Origin of the sequence: Micromonospora sp. NPDC005220, from assembly GCF_040607895.1 — a bacterium.
In the GTDB taxonomy this organism is placed as follows: domain Bacteria; phylum Actinomycetota; class Actinomycetes; order Mycobacteriales; family Micromonosporaceae; genus Micromonospora.
Genome location: NZ_JBEXHP010000006.1, coordinates 44,030 through 62,163, shown reverse-complemented (window position 1 = coordinate 62,163; position 18,134 = coordinate 44,030). Strand labels below are relative to the sequence as shown.

The following is an 18,134-nucleotide window of genomic DNA, read 5'->3' as shown; positions in this document are numbered from 1 at the left end:
CCTACCTGGTCGGTTTCGGAGCCAGGCCCGCTCCCAGCAGCGCCGAGACCGTGACGAATGTGTAACCGCGCGACCGTAGCCCGTTGATCATGTCGGTCAGACCGCGCAACGCGACCAGCCGCCGGGGTGACCCGACATCGTGGCCGAGCACGATCGTTCCCGGTCGGACCTCGGCCACGATCCGCCGGGCGTGGCCGGCCGGATCGTCGGGGAACTGACGCTCCACCATCTGCAACGACCAGAGCACCAGCCGATAGTCCAGCCGGGCCGCCGCGTGCAGCACCGCACCGCCGAGGTGGCCGTACGGCGGACGAAGCAGCACCGGCGGCGTCCCGGTCAGCTCGGCGATCGCGTCGTGGCTGCGGCGCAGGTCGTCGTACGCCTCGCCGGCGTCCAACTTCGCCAGGTCCCGGTGCTCCCAGCTGTGGTTGCCCACCTCGTGTCCGGCGAGCCGGTCGCGGACGACGTCGGCGTGCCGGCGGACCTGCGCCCCGACCATGAAGAAGGTGGCCGGAACCCGGTGCTGGGCCAGGGTGTCGAGCACCATTGGAGTCCACTGTGGTGCGGGGCCGTCGTCGAAGGTGAGGGCCACCAGGCGTTGGTTGGTCCGCCCCGACCAGACGACCTCCAGCGCGCCGGAGCCGACATCCTGCTGGCCGCTACCGAGGGTGGCACTGGCCGGGCCGCCGGCGATCGGCAGCTCGCGATGGGTGATCCACCACGCCTCGGACGTCCCCGCTCCGACGGCCAGACCGCCCACCACCAGCAGGCCACGGCGCAGCAGGTCGCGTCGCCCCCACCCGCGCCCGCTTTCGGCCATCTGCCCGCCCCGATCCACCCACACCCCCACGCATCTACGAGGAGTATGCAAGAAGTTACACAAAGTGTGGGGGCGGTCGGGTCGGAGTGTTTTCGGCCGGATGAACGGGAACGCCCCCGGCGGAAATCCGCCGGGGGCGCTCCGAACCACTCTGCGACCTACTCGGTCGGCTCCGCCGGAGGCAGGGGCGAGGTACGGCTACGGGGCAGCCGGAGCACCTCGAACTGGTCCGTACCCTCGACCAGCGCGGCCGACGGCGCGGGCGGCCCGGCCGGCTGCGTACCCTCGGCCGGGGCCGGCGCGCCGCTCGGCACCGCGACCTGGTTCGGGGCCGACACCTCGTCGGTCTCCGTCGTGGTCACCGCCGGCCCGCCGGAGCGCCGCCGGGCGCGCCGGGTGCGCAGCGACTCCGTGGTGTGCTCCACCATCGAGTACAGCGCCGGCACCAGGATCAGCGTGAGCAGCGTCGAGCTGAGCAGACCACCGATCACCACGACCGCCAGCGGCTGAGAGATGAAGCCGCCCTCACCGGTCAACCCGAGCGCCATCGGCAGCAGCGCGAAGATGGTCGCCACCGCCGTCATCAGGATCGGGCGCAGCCGGCGACGGCCACCTTCGACCACCGCCTCCTGGACCCCCATGCCCTGCGCCCGGTACTGGTTGATCAGGTCGAGCAACACGATCGCGTTTGTCACCACGATGCCGACCAGCATCAGCACACCGATCAGCGCCGGCACACCGAGCGGCGTCCCGGTGATCAACAGCAGGCCGATCGCGCCGGTCGCCGCGAACGGGATGGAGATCAGCAGGATCAGCGCCTGGGTGAGGCTACGGAACGTGGCCACCATGATCAGGAAGACGATCGCGATCGCGGCCAGCACCGCCAGGCCCAGGTCCGCGAAGGCGTCGGCCTGATCCGCGCTGACACCACCGATGGTGAAGCTCGCGCCCGGCACGTCGATGGCGTCCAGCCGCTTCTGCAACTCCGTGCTGGTCGCGCCCAGGTTCGAGCCGGTCGCCGCGCCGGTCACCGACACGCTGCGCTCACCGTCGATCCGGGTCACCTGCTGCGGACCCTCGCCCTGGGTGACCTGCGCGATGTCGCCCAGCTTGACCGGACCCACCGGCAGTGCCCGCAGCTCCTCCACTGTCATCGGCGGTTGCGTGCCCAACCGCAGCACCACGTTCTGCTGCTGGCCGTCGAGCGCGACCTGACCCAGCGGCGCTCCCCGGAACGCCTGCGACACGAGCTGCCCAACGGCGGCCTCGGTGAGCCCGACCCGCCCGGCGGCGACCCGGTCGACAGTCACGTCGACCCGCGGCACCCGCTCGGCCAGGCTGGTCGAGACATCCTCGACGTCCGGAACGCCGGCCATTGCGGCCCGCGCCTCCTCGGCGGCCCGGGTCAACACCTCCGGGTCGCTGGCCTGGACGATCACCTCCAGCTGGCTGGTCGACGCCTCCTGCCCGCCACCGAAGCTGATCTCACCCACCCCGGTGCCGAGCTTGTCGAACTCCTTGCGCAGCACCTCACGCATCTGCTTCGCGTCGGTGTCGCCGTCGAGCGCCAGCGACCAGTTGGCGACGTTGTTGCCGCCGCCGCCCGCCCACGGGTTGTCCCCACCGCCCGCCGTCACCTGGTACGTCTCGACGCCCTCGGTGCGGGACAGCACCGACTCGATCTGCTTGGCCGCCGCGTCGGTGGCCGCCAGGCCACTGCCGGCCGGCAGCTCCTGGCTCATGTTGAGGGTGTCCTGGCCGGAGTCGTCCAGGAAGTTGGTCTCCAACTTCTGTGCCAGACCAAAGGTGCCGAAGAGCACCAGCAGGCCGAGCCCGACGGTGATCCAGCGGGTCGACCGCTTGCGGGTGGCGAACCCGATCACCGGCAGGTACGCCCGCTGCAACGGGCTGCGCAGCTCCTTCTCCTCCGCGGCGTGCCGCACCGCCTCGTCGTCCGCGGTGCCGCCGCGCGGCTTGAGGAACCAGTACGCCAGGACCGGGATCACGGTCAGCGACACCAGCAGCGAGGCGAGCAGGGCCACCGTCACGGTGATCGCGAACGGCGCGAAGAGCTGGCCCACGAACCCGCCGACCAGCGCGATCGGCGCGAACACCGCCACCGTGGTGAGGGTGGACGCGGTCACCGCACCGGCCACCTCGCGGACGCCGGTGACGATGGCGTGCCGCTTCTCCTCGCCGTACTCCAGGTGTCGTTTGATGTTCTCCAACACCACGATCGAGTCGTCGACCACCCGACCGACCGCGATGGTCAACGCGCCGAGGGTGAGCAGGTTGAGCGAGTAGTCACCGATCCACAGGGCGATCAGCGCCACCAGCACGGAGAGCGGGATGGAGACCGCGGTGACCACCGTCGAGCGCACCGACAGCAGGAAGACCAGGATGACGATGACCGCCATCACCAGGCCCAGCAGGCCCTCGGTGGTCAGCGACTCGATCGACTTCTCGACGAACGGCGCCTGGTCGAAGACCACTGTCAGTTCCGCGCCGGCGGCGTCCTTCAGGTCGTCGAGCCGGTCGCGGATCTCGTGCGAGATCTGCACGGCGTTGCCGTCCGGCGCCGCGGTGACCGCGATGCCGAGGCTGTCCTTGCCGTTGGTCCGGGTGATCGCCGTGGCCGGCGCGAGCTGCTGCTCGACGGTCGCCACGTCACCGAGGCGGACCGGTGCCGCGGCCGGGGCGATCACGATTCCGCGCAGCTCCTCCAGGGTGGCGATCGGCGTGCCGACCTGCACCGGGAGAGCCAGCGCGCCGTCGGTCACCGCGCCGGCCGGAACCGCCACGCCGTTGGTCTTCAGCGCCGCGCCGATCGCCGTCGGCTGGATCTTCGCGGCGGCCAACTTCACCGGGTCCGGGGTGACCACCACGACGTCGTCGCGGGTGCCGGTCACCTCGACCGTGCGGACCCCCTCGATGCTCTCCAGCTCCGGCACCACGGTCGCGCGCAGCTTCTCGGCGAGCGCCCGCTCGTCGCCCCCACCGGCGGCGGCCAGCACCACCGCCGGAAGGTCGTCGGTGCTACCCGCGATGACCTGCGGGTCGACGCCCTCCGGAAGCTGGGAGTCGATCCGGCTCAGCGCGGTCTGCATCTTGTTGACCACGTCGTCGAGGTCGGTGCCGAACTCGTACATCACCTGGACGGTGGCCGAACCCTCGCGGGACGTGGAGGTGACCTTGTCCAGCCCGGGGATGCCCTGGAGGGCGTTCTCGATCGGCTCGGTCACCTGCGACTCGACGACCTCGGGGCCGGCGCCGGGGTAGGGGGCCACGATGAACGCGGCCGGGAACTCGAGCGACGGCAGCAGTTGCTGCTTCAGCGACGGCACGGCGAACGCTCCGAACACCGTGGTCACCACCGCGATGAGGGCAATCAACCCTCGGTTGGCGAGGCTGAATCTGGCGAGCAGCGACATCGGCCTGGCTCACTCCTGAACGAGAATGCGGGCGGGGATACCCGAAAGTGTGCCGGACTCGCCTACCTGGGCCCCCGCCGCCCCCGGGCCGTCCCGCGTGCCGCCTGCCCGCCGTCGAGCACCAGCCGCTCAGGCCAGGTCGAGGGCGCGGGCCGCGGCCAGCGGGTCGTTCGCGATGGTCACCGGCGCCGGCGCGGTGGAGATCGCCCACTCCGGGTCCTTGAGCCCGTGGCCGGTCACCGTGCACACCACAGTGGAACCGGGCGGCACCGCGCCCGCCGCGGCCTGCTGGAGCAGGCCGGCCACGCTGGCCGCGCTGCCCAACTCGACGAAGACGCCCACCTCGCGGGCGAGCAGGCGGTACGCGGAGAGGATCTCCCGGTCGGTCACCGACACGATCAGGCCACCGGAGGCGTCCCGGGCATCCAACGCCTTGGTCCAGCTCGCCGGGTTGCCGATCCGGATCGCGGTGGCGATGGTCGACGGCTCCGGCACCACCTGGCCGGTCACGATCGGGGCCGCGCCGGCGGCCTGGAAGCCGTACATCTTCGGCGTCCGGGTGGTCGCGCCGGCGGCCATCTCCTCCGAATATCCCATCCAGTACGCGGAGATGTTGCCGGCGTTGCCGACCGGCAGGCAGTGGATGTCGGGCGCGTCACCGAGCGCCTCGACGATCTCGAAGGCGGCGGTCTTCTGGCCGTGCAACCGGTCGATGTTGACCGAGTTGACCAACGCGACCGGGTAGTCCTGGGCGAGCTTGGCGGCCGTCGCGAGGCAGTCGTCGAAGTTGCCGTTCACCTGGAGCAGCTTCGCGCCGTGCACAAGGGCCTGGGCCAGCTTGCCCAACGCGATCTTGCCCTGCGGCACCAACACGGCACAGGTCAACCCGGCCCGAGCCGCGTACGCCGCGGCGGAGGCGCTGGTGTTGCCGGTGGAGGCGCAGATGATGGCCTTGTTACCGGCCTCGACCGCCTTGGACACCGCGAGGGTCATCCCCCGGTCCTTGAACGAACCGGTCGGGTTGGCGCCCTCGACCTTCAGGTACACGTCGCAACCGAGCCGGGCGGACAGCACCGGCGCCGGCAACAGCGGGGTGTTCCCCTCGTGCAGAGTGACGACGGGCGTGGCCGCGGTGACCGGCAGCCGATCCCGGTACGCCTCGATCAGACCCCGCCACATGTCGCTCTCCTCGCCTCTACCACCGCGCCCAGCCGAACAGCAGGGCCACCTTGGACCAGCCTGCCGGAGCGGTCGATGGCACACCCCGGCTTACCCACCTGGCGGGACGCGCGAGCCGCCCCGTCGATGATGCAACGACTCAGGCGTCGCCCTCGACCCGCAGCACACTGGTCACGGACCGGACAATGTCCAGACCGCGCAGCTCGCCGACGGTGGCGGCGAGCGCGGCGTCCGGCGCCACATGCGTCACGATGACCAACTCGGCGTCGCCGTCGCGGCCCGCCGGCCCGCCGGCCGAGCCCTGCCGCACTGTCGCGATCGACACGTCGTGCCGGGCGAACACGCTCGCCACCGAGGCCAGCACACCCGGGCGGTCGGCCACGTCCAGGCTCACGTGGTAGCGGGTCAACGCCTCACCCATCGGCCGGACCGCCAGGGCCGCGTACGCGCTCTCGCTGGCCGCGCGCACCCCGGCGAGCCGGTTACGGGACACCGCCACCACGTCGCCGAGCACCGCGCTGGCGGTCGGGGCGCCGCCCGCACCGCGACCGTAGAACATGAGCTGCCCGGCCGCGTCCGCCTCCACGAAGACCGCGTTGAACGCGTCCCCGACGCTGGCCAGCGGGTGGCTGCGCGGGATCATCGCCGGGTGCACCCGGACGCTGACCGTCTCCCGGCCGGTGGGGTCGACGCCCCGGGCCGCGATGCAGAGCAGCTTGATCGTGCAGCCCATCGCCTGGGCGCTGGCCATGTCCGCGGCGGTCACCTCGGTGATGCCCTCGCGGTGCACGTCGGCCGCGCCGACCCGGGTGTGGAACGCCAGCGAGGCGAGGATCGCCGCCTTCGCCGCCGCGTCGAAGCCCTCCACGTCGGCGGTCGGGTCGGCCTCCGCGTACCCCAGAGCGGTGGCCTCTTCCAGGGCCTCGGCGAAGCCGGCGCCGGTCGCGTCCATCGCGGAGAGGATGAAGTTGGTGGTGCCGTTGACGATGCCGGTGACCCGGTTGATCCGATCGCCGTGCAGCGACTCACGCAGCGGGCGCAGCAGCGGGATGGCCCCGGCCACTGACGCCTCGTAGTAGAGGTCGCCGCCGCCCTCGGCCGCCGCCTCGTGCAGGGCCACGCCGTCCTCGGCCAGCAGCGCCTTGTTGGCGGTGACCACGCTCTTGCCGGCGCGCAGCGCCTCGACCAGCCAGCCCCGGGCCGGCTCGATGCCGCCGACGACCTCGACCACCACGTCCACGTCGTCGCGCTTGATCAGGCCGAGCGCGTCGGTGGTGAACAGGCTCTCGTCGACCGGCAGGTCACCGCGGTCGCGGCCGAGCCGACGGACGGCGATGCCGGCGATCTCCAGCGGAGCGCCGATCCGGGCGGCCAGGTCGGCCGACTGCTCGTGCAGCAGCCGGACCACCTCCTGGCCGACCGTGCCGCAGCCGAGCAGTGCCAAGCGCACAGGTGACGTCATCCCACATCCAATGCCAGCAGATCGTCTTCGGTCTCCCGCCGGACGATCAGACGCGCCTGGCCGTCGCGCACCGCCACGACCGGCGGCCGGGGCACGTGGTTGTAGTTGCTGGCCATGCTCCGGCAGTAGGCGCCGGTGCCGGGCACTGCGACAAGATCTCCGGGCTGCACGTCGGCGGGCAGGAATTCATCCTTCACCACGATGTCCCCGGACTCACAGTGCTTTCCCACCACGCGGGCGAGCAACGGCTGCGCGCCGGAGGCCCGCGAGGCCAGCGTGGCCGAGTAGGACGCGTCGTAGAGGGCGGTGCGGATGTTGTCGCTCATCCCGCCGTCGACGCTGACGTACGTCCGGATGCCGTCGAGATCCTTCACCGTGCCGACCTCGTAGAGGTTGAACACGGCCGGCCCGACGATGGCCCGGCCCGGCTCGATCGACAGGTGCGGCACGGCCAGGTTCTCCGCCGCGCACTCTGAATCGACGATCTTGCGAAGCCGCTTGGCCAGATCCTGCGGCGTCGCCGGGTCGTCCTGGGTGGTGTACGCGATGCCGAAGCCGCCGCCCAGGTCCAGCTCGGGCAGCTCCACCCCGCGCGCGTCCCGGATCTGCGCCTGGAGGGCGAGCACCCGACGGGCCGAGACCTCGAAGCCGCTGGCGTCGAAGATCTGCGAGCCGATGTGCGAGTGCAGACCGCGCAGCTCCAGCACGTCCTCGTCGAGGATCTTGAACGCGGCGTTCGCGGCGGCACCGCCCGCGAGGGAGAAGCCGAACTTCTGGTCCTCGTGGGCGGTGGCGATGAACTCGTGGGTGTGCGCCTCGACGCCCACCGTGACCCGGACCAGCACGCGGGGCCGGACCCCGCGCTCGCGGGCCAGCGCGGTGAGCCGGTCGATCTCGGTGAACGAGTCGACGATGATCCGGCCCACCCCGGCGTCCAACGCCCGACCCAGCTCGGCGACCGACTTGTTGTTGCCGTGGAAGCCGATCCGCTCCGGCGGCATCCCGGCCGAGAGCGCGGTGGCCAGCTCGCCGCCGGTGCAGACGTCCAGGTACAGCCCCTCCTCGGCGATCATCCGGACCACCGCCCGGCAGAGGAACGCCTTACCCGCGTAGAAGACGTCCTCGGTCGGGAAGGCCGCCCGGAAGTCGCGGCAGCGCGAGCGCAGGTCGGCCTCGTCGAGGACGTACACCGGGGTGCCGAACTCGGCCGCGATGTCGCGGACGCTCAGGCCCGCGACGGCGACCGCGCCGTCCGCGCCGCGGGTCACCGACCGCGGCCACAGCGCCGGCACGAGGTCGTTGACGTCGGCCGGGGTACGCAGCCAGGCCGGCCCCTGGTTGCTGATGTCCGCGTGCAGCGCACCAGCCTCGTGAGCCCGCATGTCACATCCTCTCGGGCGCGGAGACGCCGAGCAGGTGCAGGCCGTTGGCGATCACCGTGCGGGTGGCGTCGTTGAGCCAGAGCCGGGCGCGGTGCAGGTCGGTGATCTCCTCGTCGCCCAGCGGCAACACCCGGCAGGTGTCGTAGAACCGGTGGTAGGAGGCGGCGACGCTCTCCTCCAGGTAGCGCGCGACCCGGTGCGGCTCGCGCAGCTCGGCGGCGGTCGCCACCACGGCCGGGAACTCGGCGAGCGCCTTGAGCAGCTCGTTCTCCTTCTCGTGCCCGAGCAGCTCGGGGCGGAAGGCGTCGGCGTCGCCCCGAACCAGGCCTACTTCGGCGGCCTGGCGGGCCACGCCCGCCGTCCGGGCCGCCACGTACTGCACGTAGTAGACCGGGTTGTCGCGGGTCGCCCGGGTCCACAGCTCGATGTCGATGTCGATCGGGGAGTCGCTGGAGTAGCGGGCCAACGCGTACCGGGAGGCGTCCACGCCGATCGCCTCGACCAGGTCCTCCAGGGTGATCACGGTGCCGGCCCGCTTGCTCATCCGCATCGGCGCGCCGTCGCGCAGCAGGTTGACCAGCTGCCCGATGAGGATCTCCAGGTTGCGCTCCGGGTCGTCGCCGAAGCAGGCGGCCATCGCCTTCATCCGGCCGATGTAGCCGTGGTGGTCGGCGCCCAGCATGATCACGACCCGCTCGAAGCCGCGCTCCCGCTTGTCCAGGTAGTAGGCGCAGTCCGCGGCGAAGTACGTCCACTCGCCGTTGGACTTGCGCAGCACCCGGTCCTTGTCGTCGCCGAAGTCGGTGGTGCGCAGCCAGGTGGCGCCCTCGGACTCGTAGAGGTGCCCCTGCTCGCGCAGCCGGTTCAACGCCAGGTCCAGTTCACCCCGGTCGTGCAGGTCCTTCTCGTTGAAGTAGGTGTCGAACTCCACCCCGAAGTCGCGCAGCGAGGTGCGGATCTCGTCGAACATCAGCGCGACGCCCTCGACCCGGAAAATCTCCTGGGCGGCGGCGTCGTCCAGCGAGCGCACCTCCGGCCGGCGGGCCTGCACCTCGGCGGCGATCTCGGCGATGTACGCACCGCCGTAACCGTCCTCCGGCGCCGGCTCGCCCTTGGCGGCGGCGAGCAGCGACCGGGCGAACCGGTCGATCTGCGAACCGGCGTCGTTGAAGTAGTACTCCGTGCCGACGTCGGCGCCGGTGGCCCGCAGCAGCCGGCTCAGCGCGTCACCGACTGCCGCCCAACGCACCCCGCCGATGTGCACCGGCCCGGTCGGGTTGGCCGAGACGAACTCCAGGTTGATCTTCTCGCCGGCGAGCCGGTCGCTGCGGCCGTACTCCGCGCCGGCCTCGACGATCACCCGGGCGAGCTGACCGGCTGCCGCGGCGTCGAGCCGGATGTTCAGGAAGCCCGGCCCGGCGATTTCCACCGATTTGATACCCGGTGCCCGACCCAGCTCGTCGGCCAGGGCCGTCGCCAACTCCCGGGGCGGGACGCCCACCTTCTTGCTCAACTGCAGCGCGAGCGTCGAGGCGTAGTCGCCGTGCTCGGGGTTGCGCGGTCGCTCCACCACAGTGCTCGCCGGCAGCGCGGCGCGGTCGAGCCCACGCTGCTCGAAGACGGCGTGGACGGCGGCAAGGACGACCGAGGCTAGTTCTGCAGGAGTCACCCAACCATGTTATCGGGGGTAGACTCGGGCACTCGGCGGCTCCCCTGCGCGTCATCCGGCCCGCCACTCCCCTGACCGACCGACTTGACGAGGCACGATGAGCATCAGCACCCCGGGTGGCCCTGAGCGCCGCCCGACCGTGGTCAGCACCGGCAAGAAGCCGGCCGCAGGCCGGCCGGCGTCCGGCGCCAAGGCCGGTTCCGGCAAGCCGACGGGCTCCCCCCGGGCCGGCGGCAAGGGCCCGCGCAAGCCGGTCACCCCGGTCAAGGTGAGCCAGGGCCGCGCCTGGGGTCCGATCGCGCTCTTCGTCGCGGTGGGCGTGCTCGCGGCCGGCATCATCGGGTACGGCGCCTGGGCGTCGTTCCAGGGCTCCAAGCCGTGGGACAAGCGGGCCAACGCCATCGACGGCATCGTCAACATCCGCAAGTCCGACCCGGAGAGCCTCAAGTACGAGTCGCACAAGTCGGGCCCGCTGACCTGGAAGTACTCGCCCCCGGTGGGTGGGGTGCACAACGCCGCCTGGCAGAACTGCATGGGCGACGTGTACGACGCCCCGATCGCCAGCGAGCACGCGGTGCACAGCCTGGAGCACGGTGCGGTGTGGATCACCTACCGCCCGGACCTGCCCAAGGACCAGGTCGACAAGCTCGCCGGCAAGGTGCGCGGTGTCGAAAAGACGCTGATGAGCCCGTACGAGGGCCTGGACAAGCCGATCTCGCTGCAGGCCTGGGGTTACCAGCTCAAGGTCGACAACGCCGACGACTCGCGGATCGACGAGTTCATCAAGGACCTGCGGGTGAACGCCTCCGCCGAGGGCCCGACGGCGCTCTGCAACACCGGCATCACCGCCACCGGCACCACGCCGCGTGAGCTCCAGCAGCAGCCGCCCACCCAGTAAGGACGTCGATGACAGCCCCCACCACCACCGACAGCGAGTACGACGAGGCCGAGGCCGTCCCGGAGGAGGGCGGCCGGGCCCCGGCGCGGCGCTACGGGGTGCTCGCGCTGGCCGCCCTGCTGGTGGTGGGGCTCCTGCTCGGGTACGCCGGCGGGCTCCTCACCCCTCGGCTCACCCGCCCCGGTGACGCCTCGGTCGAGGCGGGCTTCGCCCGGGACATGACCACCCACCACGCGCAGGCGGTGGAGATGAGCCTGATCGCGTACCGGTCGGCGACCCTCCCCGAGGTGCGTCAGATCGCCGTCGACATCGCCACCGGGCAGCAGGGCGAGATCGGCGCCATGCAGACCTGGCTGCGCGAATGGGACCTCAGCCCGACCGGGTCGAAGCCGCCGATGTCGTGGATGTCCGACGGCACCACCGTCACTGACGGTCTGATGCCGGGCATGGCCACGCCGCAGCAGATGACCGCCCTGCGCGACGCTCAGGGCATCGAGGTGGACAGGCAGTTCCTGACCCTGATGTACGCCCACCACCTGGGCGGCATCCACATGATCGACGCGGCACTCGACGAGACCGACAACGCCGAGGTCGTGCGGGTGGCCCAGACCATGAAGAACACCCAGCAGACCGAGCTGAACAACCTCCGGCAGCTCCAGGCGCAGGCAGCCAGGGGCTGACCGGATCGGGCGTACGCACCAGGCCCGCGTCACCGCCACGGCGGAGGCGCGGGCCGCACCATGTCCCCACCAACGCATCCGCCGCCCGGGCCGCACCATGTCCCCCACCAACGCACCCCGCCGCCCGGGCGGCACCATGTCCCCACCAACGCACCCCGCCGCCCGGGCCGCACCATGTCCCCACCAACGCATCCCGCCGCCCGGCCTCCGGTCCCCGGGCCTCCCAGCCCCGGCAGCCTGACCTCCCAGCCCCGGCCGCCCGGCCGCCTTGATCGACTCGGCTTTCAGGAAACCGCGCTGTCCGAGCGGCCGGGACACCCCGACTTCCAGGAACCCGAGTCGATCAAGGCGGCCGGGCCCACACGCGTGACCCGATCGCCCAACTTCATACCTTGTGGTCGTTTTGCGTCGCACAGGTGATTACGTCGCTTAGAGAGTTTTCTCCCCACATATCGTGACCAGTAGTGATTCGGGCTCGTTGCGCAAGACGTGGGGGTTGCACTCAGAGACGCACGGCGTTCGGTCACCAGTTGGTGCCGACGCCACACCATCGGCGGTGACGGGGCGGTGGCAGCCGTCCGTCGCGGACAGCGGCAGGGCGAGCCGGGAATGCTCAGCCGTGAACAGGAACTCGAACTGATCGACACACTGCGGGGCGTCCACCCCGACGAGTTCGGCCTGGACGAGGAGTTGTGGACGCGGCAGAGCCTCACGACGCTCATCCAGCGGCGCTTCGACCTGCCGTTGGACGCCGGCGCGGTCGGGGCGTACCTGCGGGCCTGGGGGCTGGGTCCGCGCGAGCCGCGCGAGCGGGCCTGTGGGCTCTGCGTGAGCGCGGTCGAGCGCTGGGTCCGCAGCGAGTACCCGGCGATCACCCGGGCCGCCCAGGAGCACCTCGCGGAGGTCTACTGGATCGGCCGGATCCGGCTACGCGGCACCATGCCGGCGGCCGACGTGATCTCTGCCGTGTCGTCCCGCGGTCGGGTGCGCTTCATGATCACCACACCGACGGTGGACCCGCCGCTCCCCCGCGATTTCGTGTTGCGGCTCAGCGGCGAGGAGCAGCGCACCGTCCACCTGATCGTGGACGGCTCCTGGCCCCGCAACGAGTGGCCCCGCCGGCTTCCCCGGCGGATCGTCCTGCACCCGCTGCCCAGCTGCGGGCGAGCGGTAGCCGCCTAGACGATCTATTCCAAGGGTTCGGTGAGCGGGGGTGGTGGTGGTGCGCCTGAGAGTCGAAGACCGTGCCGGCGACGCCTTCCAAGGCGGTTGACCGGGTAGATCTTGGACAGTTTCCGTTAGCAGCTGACGGAAAGTGTCCAAGATTGCCGGCGATGGCGGGTGGAGCGGGCCCGAGGTCGTGCCGCACGGGAGTATCTGGTCCCTGTCGCAGCCGGAGGTCGACTCGCCGCGACACGTTTCCAACCAACGGGCGTCGGCGGTCAGGTCCCTTGGAATAGATCGTCCAGGCACCGGGTGGGCCGGGCCGACCCGATCGGCTCACCCGATACCGATTCGGCGTACGCAGGGGACGTTTGCTAGTCTTCTCCAGTCGCTGAGCCCCCGTAGCTCAGGGGATAGAGCACCGCCCTCCGGAGGCGGGGGCGCAGGTTCGAATCCTGCCGGGGGCACATCACAGAACTGCAAACGCGAAATGCGACCGGTCGATCACTGATCGTGAAAGTCAGCCTCGCGTGGGATTAGACGATCAAGGATGCCCCGGCCGCCCGGCCGGGGCATCGGCGTGTTGCCTCAATGTGCGGACGCCGAAAGCACCCGGATCGCGGCAGGATCGGGCATGTGACCTCGCTCAGGGTGGTCACGGTTCCTCCGCCAGCGCACCACAGGTGTTTGACGGCTGGCTTGCAAGCGCGTGCCCAAGCCTCAGGTCGGCGGCTTCTCCGAACTGTCGTGCTCGACAGGCGCACCCGCTTTGGCGCTGTGCGCGGAGCCGCACGCGCCGTACGCATCACCAGGGACGTGCCTCCACCTCAGCCGGGCGACGCGGCTGAGGTGGGTCGGCGTGCCCGAATGCTGACACGAACTGGTCGAACAGTGGCGTCGCGGATGGGTGTGGGTCGCGACGTGGTGTGATCATGTAGATGCCGCGGGTTGGGGGATCGACAAGAGTCACCGTAGTGACGTCGGTTCGCAGCGCGCACGTCAGCACCCCGGGTATCAGGGCGATGGCGTGGCCGGTTGCTACCAGGGCTACCTTGCCGGGCAGATCGGCCGCAGTGAGGTCGATATGCGTGGTGACTCCGGCGCGGGCGGCGTGCTGGCGCAGCAGCGCGGCCGAGCCGTCGTTGTCCTCGACCCAGGTCTGGTTGGCAAGCGCCTGAATGTGCACCGGACCGCGCCCGGCCCACGGATGGCCGACGGGCAGCACGACAACCATCTCGTCCATTCCCAGGAACCGTCGTTCGACACGCGGGTCGTTGGGTAACCCCGGTGGCGCGTCGGTGACAACGGCGAGGTCGAGATCGCCGGCGATCACTCGGTCGTGCAGTTGTGCGCTCAGCCCGGGCAACAGGCTCCACCGGAGAGGGCCGGCGCTGTCCAGCAAGCGGCGGATCGCGGCGGGCACTATCCCGGCAGCCAGAGACGGAGTCGCGCCGACGGTCAGCGGCCGGCTGAGCGCCCCGTCCACAGCATCCCGTACGGCGCTTACCGCGCGGTCGATCTCCTTCAGCACGACCAAGGCGTGGTGAAGAAACACCCCGCCGGCAGGCGTCGGACGCACGCCGCGCACGTGCCGTTGCACCAGCGGCACTCCGAGTCGGCGCTCCAGCCCGGCGATCTGCCGCGAGACGGCGGACTGTGTGTAACCGAGTTCGGCGGCCGCCGCCGACAGCGATCCGAGCTGGCAAGCCATGACAAACGTCCGCCACGCAGTCAACTCCATGGCACGAGTATGCCCAGCGCCGATATGCGTGACCCGCATCGCTGCCCTGCCAACTCTGCGCTTGTCGCATCCGTCGCGGTGCCCGACAGTGGGATCCATGACCGCACCGCACACGATCGCCGTCCTCGGCCTGGGCCGCATGGGCTCCGCGATAGCGACACGACTCATCGACCACGGCTGGGACGTCGTCGGTTGGACACGTTCCGGGCGCACGGTTGGCGCTGTCGAGACGACCGGCGACCCGAACGAGGCTGTGGCGAAGGCCGACATCGCGCTCCTGGCTCTGTTCGACGGCAAAGCGTGCGAACAGGTCCTCGAACGGGTCCGCAGATCGCTGCGAACGGACACGATCGTGCTGAACACCAGCACGATCGCGCCCGAAGAGGCGTCGCGGATGGCCCGGCGGCTCGGTCCGTCCTACGTCCACGCACCCGTGCTCGGCTCCGTACCGGCTGCCGCCGCCGGCGCGCTGCAGATTTTCGCCGCCGCCGACCAAGACGCGCTCGATCGTGTCCGGCCGGTTCTGGAAGCGCTCGGCACCGTGCGGCACGTCAACGACGTCGCAACCGCCGCCACACTCAAGCTGGTCGCCAACAGCAGTCTCGCGGGCGCCGTCTTCGCGCTGCGCGACTCACTGCGGCAAGCCGACGCCTTGGGCCTGCCACGTGACAAGGTGCTGGACGTCCTCGAACTCGGCCAGCTCGGCGGGCTCGTCGCCCGCAAGCGAACCTTCCTCACAAATCAGCCGACCGCCGCCACGGCCACTGCCGAATTTACGATCGGCGCCCTGGCCAAGGACATGGCACTGCTGGCCGCCGCGTCAAACACGCCCCTGCACAACGCAGCCGATCTGGCCGACACCCCTGCCGACCCTGAGGCAGACATCGCCGTTGCCGCCACCGTCCCCGCCGTGGGTGATGCGGTACTCGAACCGCTACGCGCATACATCCGCGGACACGCCACCGCAGACCCCGCCCACTTCCGCGACGCGTTCTTGCCCACCGCCCACATCGAGGGAATCCGGGATGGCGAATTCGTGTCGTGGCGCCTGGACGAATACTGCGCCCTCTTTCGCGGTCTGCCAGCCCCGGACGAATCAACCCGCTCCCGCCGCATCGACGCCATCGACGTCCATGGCACCGTTGCGACCGCCTCGATGACGCTCTGGCATGGCGCGGACACCTTCACCGACGTCTTTCTGCTGGTCCGCGTCAACGACAGTTGGCGCATCGCCAACAAGGCTTACCACCGGAGCGCCTGAAGGACGGGAAGTTAGGCGCCGCTGCACTCACCCACCGCCTGAGCAGGAGCCCGTCAGCCGCCGACGTACGCCGCCAGGTGCTCGCCGGTGAGGGTGGAGCGGGCGGCGACGAGGTCGGCCGGTGTGCCCTCGAAGACGATCCGGCCCCCGTCGTGGCCGGCGCCGGGGCCGAGATCGATGATCCAGTCCGCGTGCGCCATGACCGCCTGGTGATGCTCGATGACGATCACCGACTTGCCGGCGTCGACCAGGCGGTCGAGCAGGCCGAGCAGTTGCGCGACGTCGGCCAGGTGCAGGCCGGTGGTCGGCTCGTCGAGGACGTAGACGCCGCCCTTCTCGGCCATGTGGGTGGCCAGCTTGAGTCGTTGCCGCTCGCCGCCGGAGAGGGTGGTGAGCGGCTGACCCAGGCTCAGGTAGCCGAGCCCGACGTCGGCGAGCCGGTCGAGGATGGCGTGCGCTGCCGGCGTACGCGCCTCGCCGGCACCGAAGAACTTCTCGGCCTCGGTCACCGACATCGCGAGCACCTCGCTGATGTCGCGCCCGCCGAGACGGTATTCCAGCACCGACGCCTGGAACCGCCTACCTTCGCAGTCCTCGCAGGGGGCGGCGACGCCGGCCATCATCCCCAGGTCGGTGTAGATCACGCCGGCGCCGTTGCAGGTGGGGCAGGCGCCCTCGGAGTTGGCGCTGAACAGCGCCGGCTTCACACCGTTGGCCTTCGCGAACGCCTTGCGGATCGGGTCGAGCAGCCCGGTGTAGGTGGCCGGGTTGCTGCGCCGTGAGCCGCGGATCGCGCCCTGGTCGATCGAGACCACACCCGCGCCGGCCGGGATCGACCCGTGCACGAGCGAACTCTTGCCGGAGCCGGCGACGCCGGTCACGACGACGAGCACCCCGAGGGGTACGTCGACGTTCACGTCCTGGAGGTTGTTGGCAGTGGCGCCCCGGATCTCCAGCTTGCCGGTGGGCGTCCGCACCGTCTCCTTGAGCGTCGCCCGGTCGTCGAAGTGGCGGCCGGTGATGGTGCCGCTGGCCCGCAGGCCCGCCACGGTGCCCTGGTAGCAGACCGTGCCGCCGTCGGTGCCAGCTCCCGGACCGAGATCGACGACGTGGTCGGCGATCACGATGGCCTCCGGCTTGTGCTCCACGACCAGCACTGTGTTGCCCTTGTCGCGCAGCTGGAGCAGCAGCTCGTTCATCCGTTGGATGTCGTGCGGGTGCAGCCCGATCGTCGGCTCGTCGAAGACGTAGGTGACGTCGGTGAGCGAGGAGCCGAGATGGCGGATCATCTTGGTGCGCTGCGCCTCGCCACCGGAGAGGGTGCCCGACGGCCGATCGAGCGACAGGTAACCCAGCCCGATCTCCTCGAACGAGTCGAGGAGGTGTTGCAGGCCCGCCAGCAGCGGGGCCACCGACGGCTCTTCGATCTCGCGCACCCAGGCGGCCAGGTCACTGATCTGCATCGCGCACACGTCGGCGATGTTCCTTCCCTTGATCTTCGACGACCGGGCCTCCTGGCTGAGCCGGGTGCCGGCGCAGTCGGGACAGGTCGTGAAGGTCACCGCGCGCTCCACGAAGGCGCGGATGTGCGGCTGCAACGCGTCGATGTCCTTGGCCAGGAAGGACTTCTGGATCGACGGGATCAGGCCCGCGTACGTCAGGTTGATCCCATCGATTTTGATCTTGGTGGGCTCCCGGTGGAGCAGATCGTGCAGCTCCCGCTTGCTGAACTTGGCGATCGGCTTGTCCGGGTCGAAGTAGCCGCAGCCCCGGAAGATCCGGCCGTACCAGCCCTCCATGCTGTAACCCGGGATGGTGATCGCGCCCTCGTTGAGCGAGAGGTTGTCGTCGTAGAGCGCCGACAGGTCGATATCGGTCACCGCGCCCATGCCCTCGCACCGCGGGCACATGCCGCCGAGACGGTTGAAGGTCGCCTTCTCGGTCTTCGTCCTGCCGGCGCCGCGATCGACGGTGATCGCACCGGTCGCCTTCACCGAGGGGACGTTGAAGGAGTACGCGTTGGGCGAGCCGATGTGCGGCTGCCCGAGCCGGCTGAACAGGATGCGCAGCATCGCGTTGGCGTCGGTGGCGGTGCCGACGGTGGAGCGGGAGTTGGCGCCCATCCGCTCCTGATCCACGATGATCGCCGTGGTCAGGCCATCCAGCAGGTCGACCTCGGGCCGCGCCAGCGTCGGCATGAAACCCTGCACGAAGGCGCTGTAGGTCTCGTTGATCATCCGCTGCGACTCGGCCGCGATGGTGCCGAACACCAGCGAGCTCTTGCCGGAGCCGGAGACACCGGTGAACACGGTCAGCCGCCGCTTCGGGATCTCGACGCTGACGTCCTTGAGGTTGTTCACCCGCGCGCCCTGCACCCGGATCAGGTCATGGCTGTCGGCGACGTGCGGCTTGCTGGCCGTGCTCATCGTGTCTCCCTGTGTCGCGCG

The 18,134-nt window shown here is 70.5% G+C and carries 12 protein-coding genes and 1 tRNA gene; 5 read left to right on the top strand and 8 right to left on the bottom strand.

Going from position 1 to position 18,134, the window contains the following annotated elements; translation table 11 throughout:
- Position 1: 1 nt before the first annotated feature.
- The 6 genes from ABZU52_RS04445 to argS form a co-directional block, all read right to left on the bottom strand.
- Positions 2-820 carry a polysaccharide deacetylase family protein gene (locus ABZU52_RS04445; RefSeq protein ID WP_354969678.1) on the bottom strand — a complete coding sequence of 273 codons (819 nt, stop codon included), beginning with the start codon at positions 818-820 and terminating at the stop codon, positions 2-4.
- Positions 821-978: 158 nt separating this feature from the next.
- Positions 979-4,251: an efflux RND transporter permease subunit gene (locus tag ABZU52_RS04440; protein ID WP_354969677.1), complete on the bottom strand. Its 3,273-nt coding sequence runs from the start codon at positions 4,249-4,251 to the stop codon at positions 979-981.
- A 129-nt stretch (positions 4,252-4,380) separates the two neighbouring features.
- Positions 4,381-5,430, bottom strand: coding sequence for a threonine synthase (gene thrC / locus ABZU52_RS04435; protein ID WP_354969676.1), 1,050 nt, complete (start codon positions 5,428-5,430; stop codon positions 4,381-4,383).
- Positions 5,431-5,569: 139 nt separating this feature from the next.
- The gene (locus tag ABZU52_RS04430; RefSeq protein WP_354969740.1) at positions 5,570-6,880 is read right to left on the bottom strand and encodes a homoserine dehydrogenase; all 1,311 of its coding nucleotides are present in this window, start codon (positions 6,878-6,880) and stop codon (positions 5,570-5,572) included.
- 8 nt (positions 6,881-6,888) lie between these two features.
- A complete protein-coding gene (lysA, locus tag ABZU52_RS04425) occupies positions 6,889-8,274 on the bottom strand; it encodes a diaminopimelate decarboxylase (protein WP_354969675.1) in 1,386 nt (461 codons plus the stop codon).
- Position 8,275: 1 nt separating this feature from the next.
- A complete protein-coding gene (gene argS / locus ABZU52_RS04420) occupies positions 8,276-9,943 on the bottom strand; it encodes an arginine--tRNA ligase (RefSeq protein ID WP_354969674.1) in 1,668 nt (555 codons plus the stop codon).
- A 97-nt stretch (positions 9,944-10,040) separates the two neighbouring features.
- Here argS and ABZU52_RS04415 point away from each other — a divergent pair, with 97 nt between their 5' ends.
- The 4 genes from ABZU52_RS04415 to ABZU52_RS04400 all read left to right on the top strand — a co-directional run bounded on the left by ABZU52_RS04415 (position 10,041) and on the right by ABZU52_RS04400 (position 13,152).
- Positions 10,041-10,841, top strand: coding sequence for a DUF3105 domain-containing protein (locus ABZU52_RS04415; RefSeq protein ID WP_354969673.1), 801 nt, complete (start codon positions 10,041-10,043; stop codon positions 10,839-10,841).
- A gap of 8 nt (positions 10,842-10,849) precedes the next feature.
- Positions 10,850-11,521, top strand: a complete 672-nt coding sequence (locus tag ABZU52_RS04410) for a DUF305 domain-containing protein (RefSeq protein WP_354969672.1) — start codon at positions 10,850-10,852, stop codon at positions 11,519-11,521.
- Positions 11,522-12,010: 489 nt separating this feature from the next.
- Positions 12,011-12,703 carry a winged helix-turn-helix domain-containing protein gene (locus ABZU52_RS04405; protein WP_354969671.1) on the top strand — a complete coding sequence of 231 codons (693 nt, stop codon included), beginning with the start codon at positions 12,011-12,013 and terminating at the stop codon, positions 12,701-12,703.
- A gap of 377 nt (positions 12,704-13,080) precedes the next feature.
- Positions 13,081-13,152, top strand: a tRNA-Arg gene (locus tag ABZU52_RS04400).
- Between the two features lie 338 nt (positions 13,153-13,490).
- Here ABZU52_RS04400 and ABZU52_RS04395 read toward each other — a convergent pair.
- Positions 13,491-14,426: a LysR family transcriptional regulator gene (locus ABZU52_RS04395; RefSeq protein ID WP_354969670.1), complete on the bottom strand. Its 936-nt coding sequence runs from the start codon at positions 14,424-14,426 to the stop codon at positions 13,491-13,493.
- Between the two features lie 97 nt (positions 14,427-14,523).
- On the opposite strand from ABZU52_RS04395, the gene ABZU52_RS04390 reads away from it, so the two are divergent.
- Positions 14,524-15,687: a nuclear transport factor 2 family protein gene (locus tag ABZU52_RS04390; RefSeq protein ID WP_354969669.1), complete on the top strand. Its 1,164-nt coding sequence runs from the start codon at positions 14,524-14,526 to the stop codon at positions 15,685-15,687.
- 53 nt (positions 15,688-15,740) lie between these two features.
- Here the strand turns inward: ABZU52_RS04390 and ABZU52_RS04385 are convergent, their stop codons facing one another.
- Positions 15,741-18,113, bottom strand: coding sequence for an excinuclease ABC subunit UvrA (locus tag ABZU52_RS04385; protein WP_354969668.1), 2,373 nt, complete (start codon positions 18,111-18,113; stop codon positions 15,741-15,743).
- Positions 18,114-18,134 lie beyond the last annotated feature (21 nt).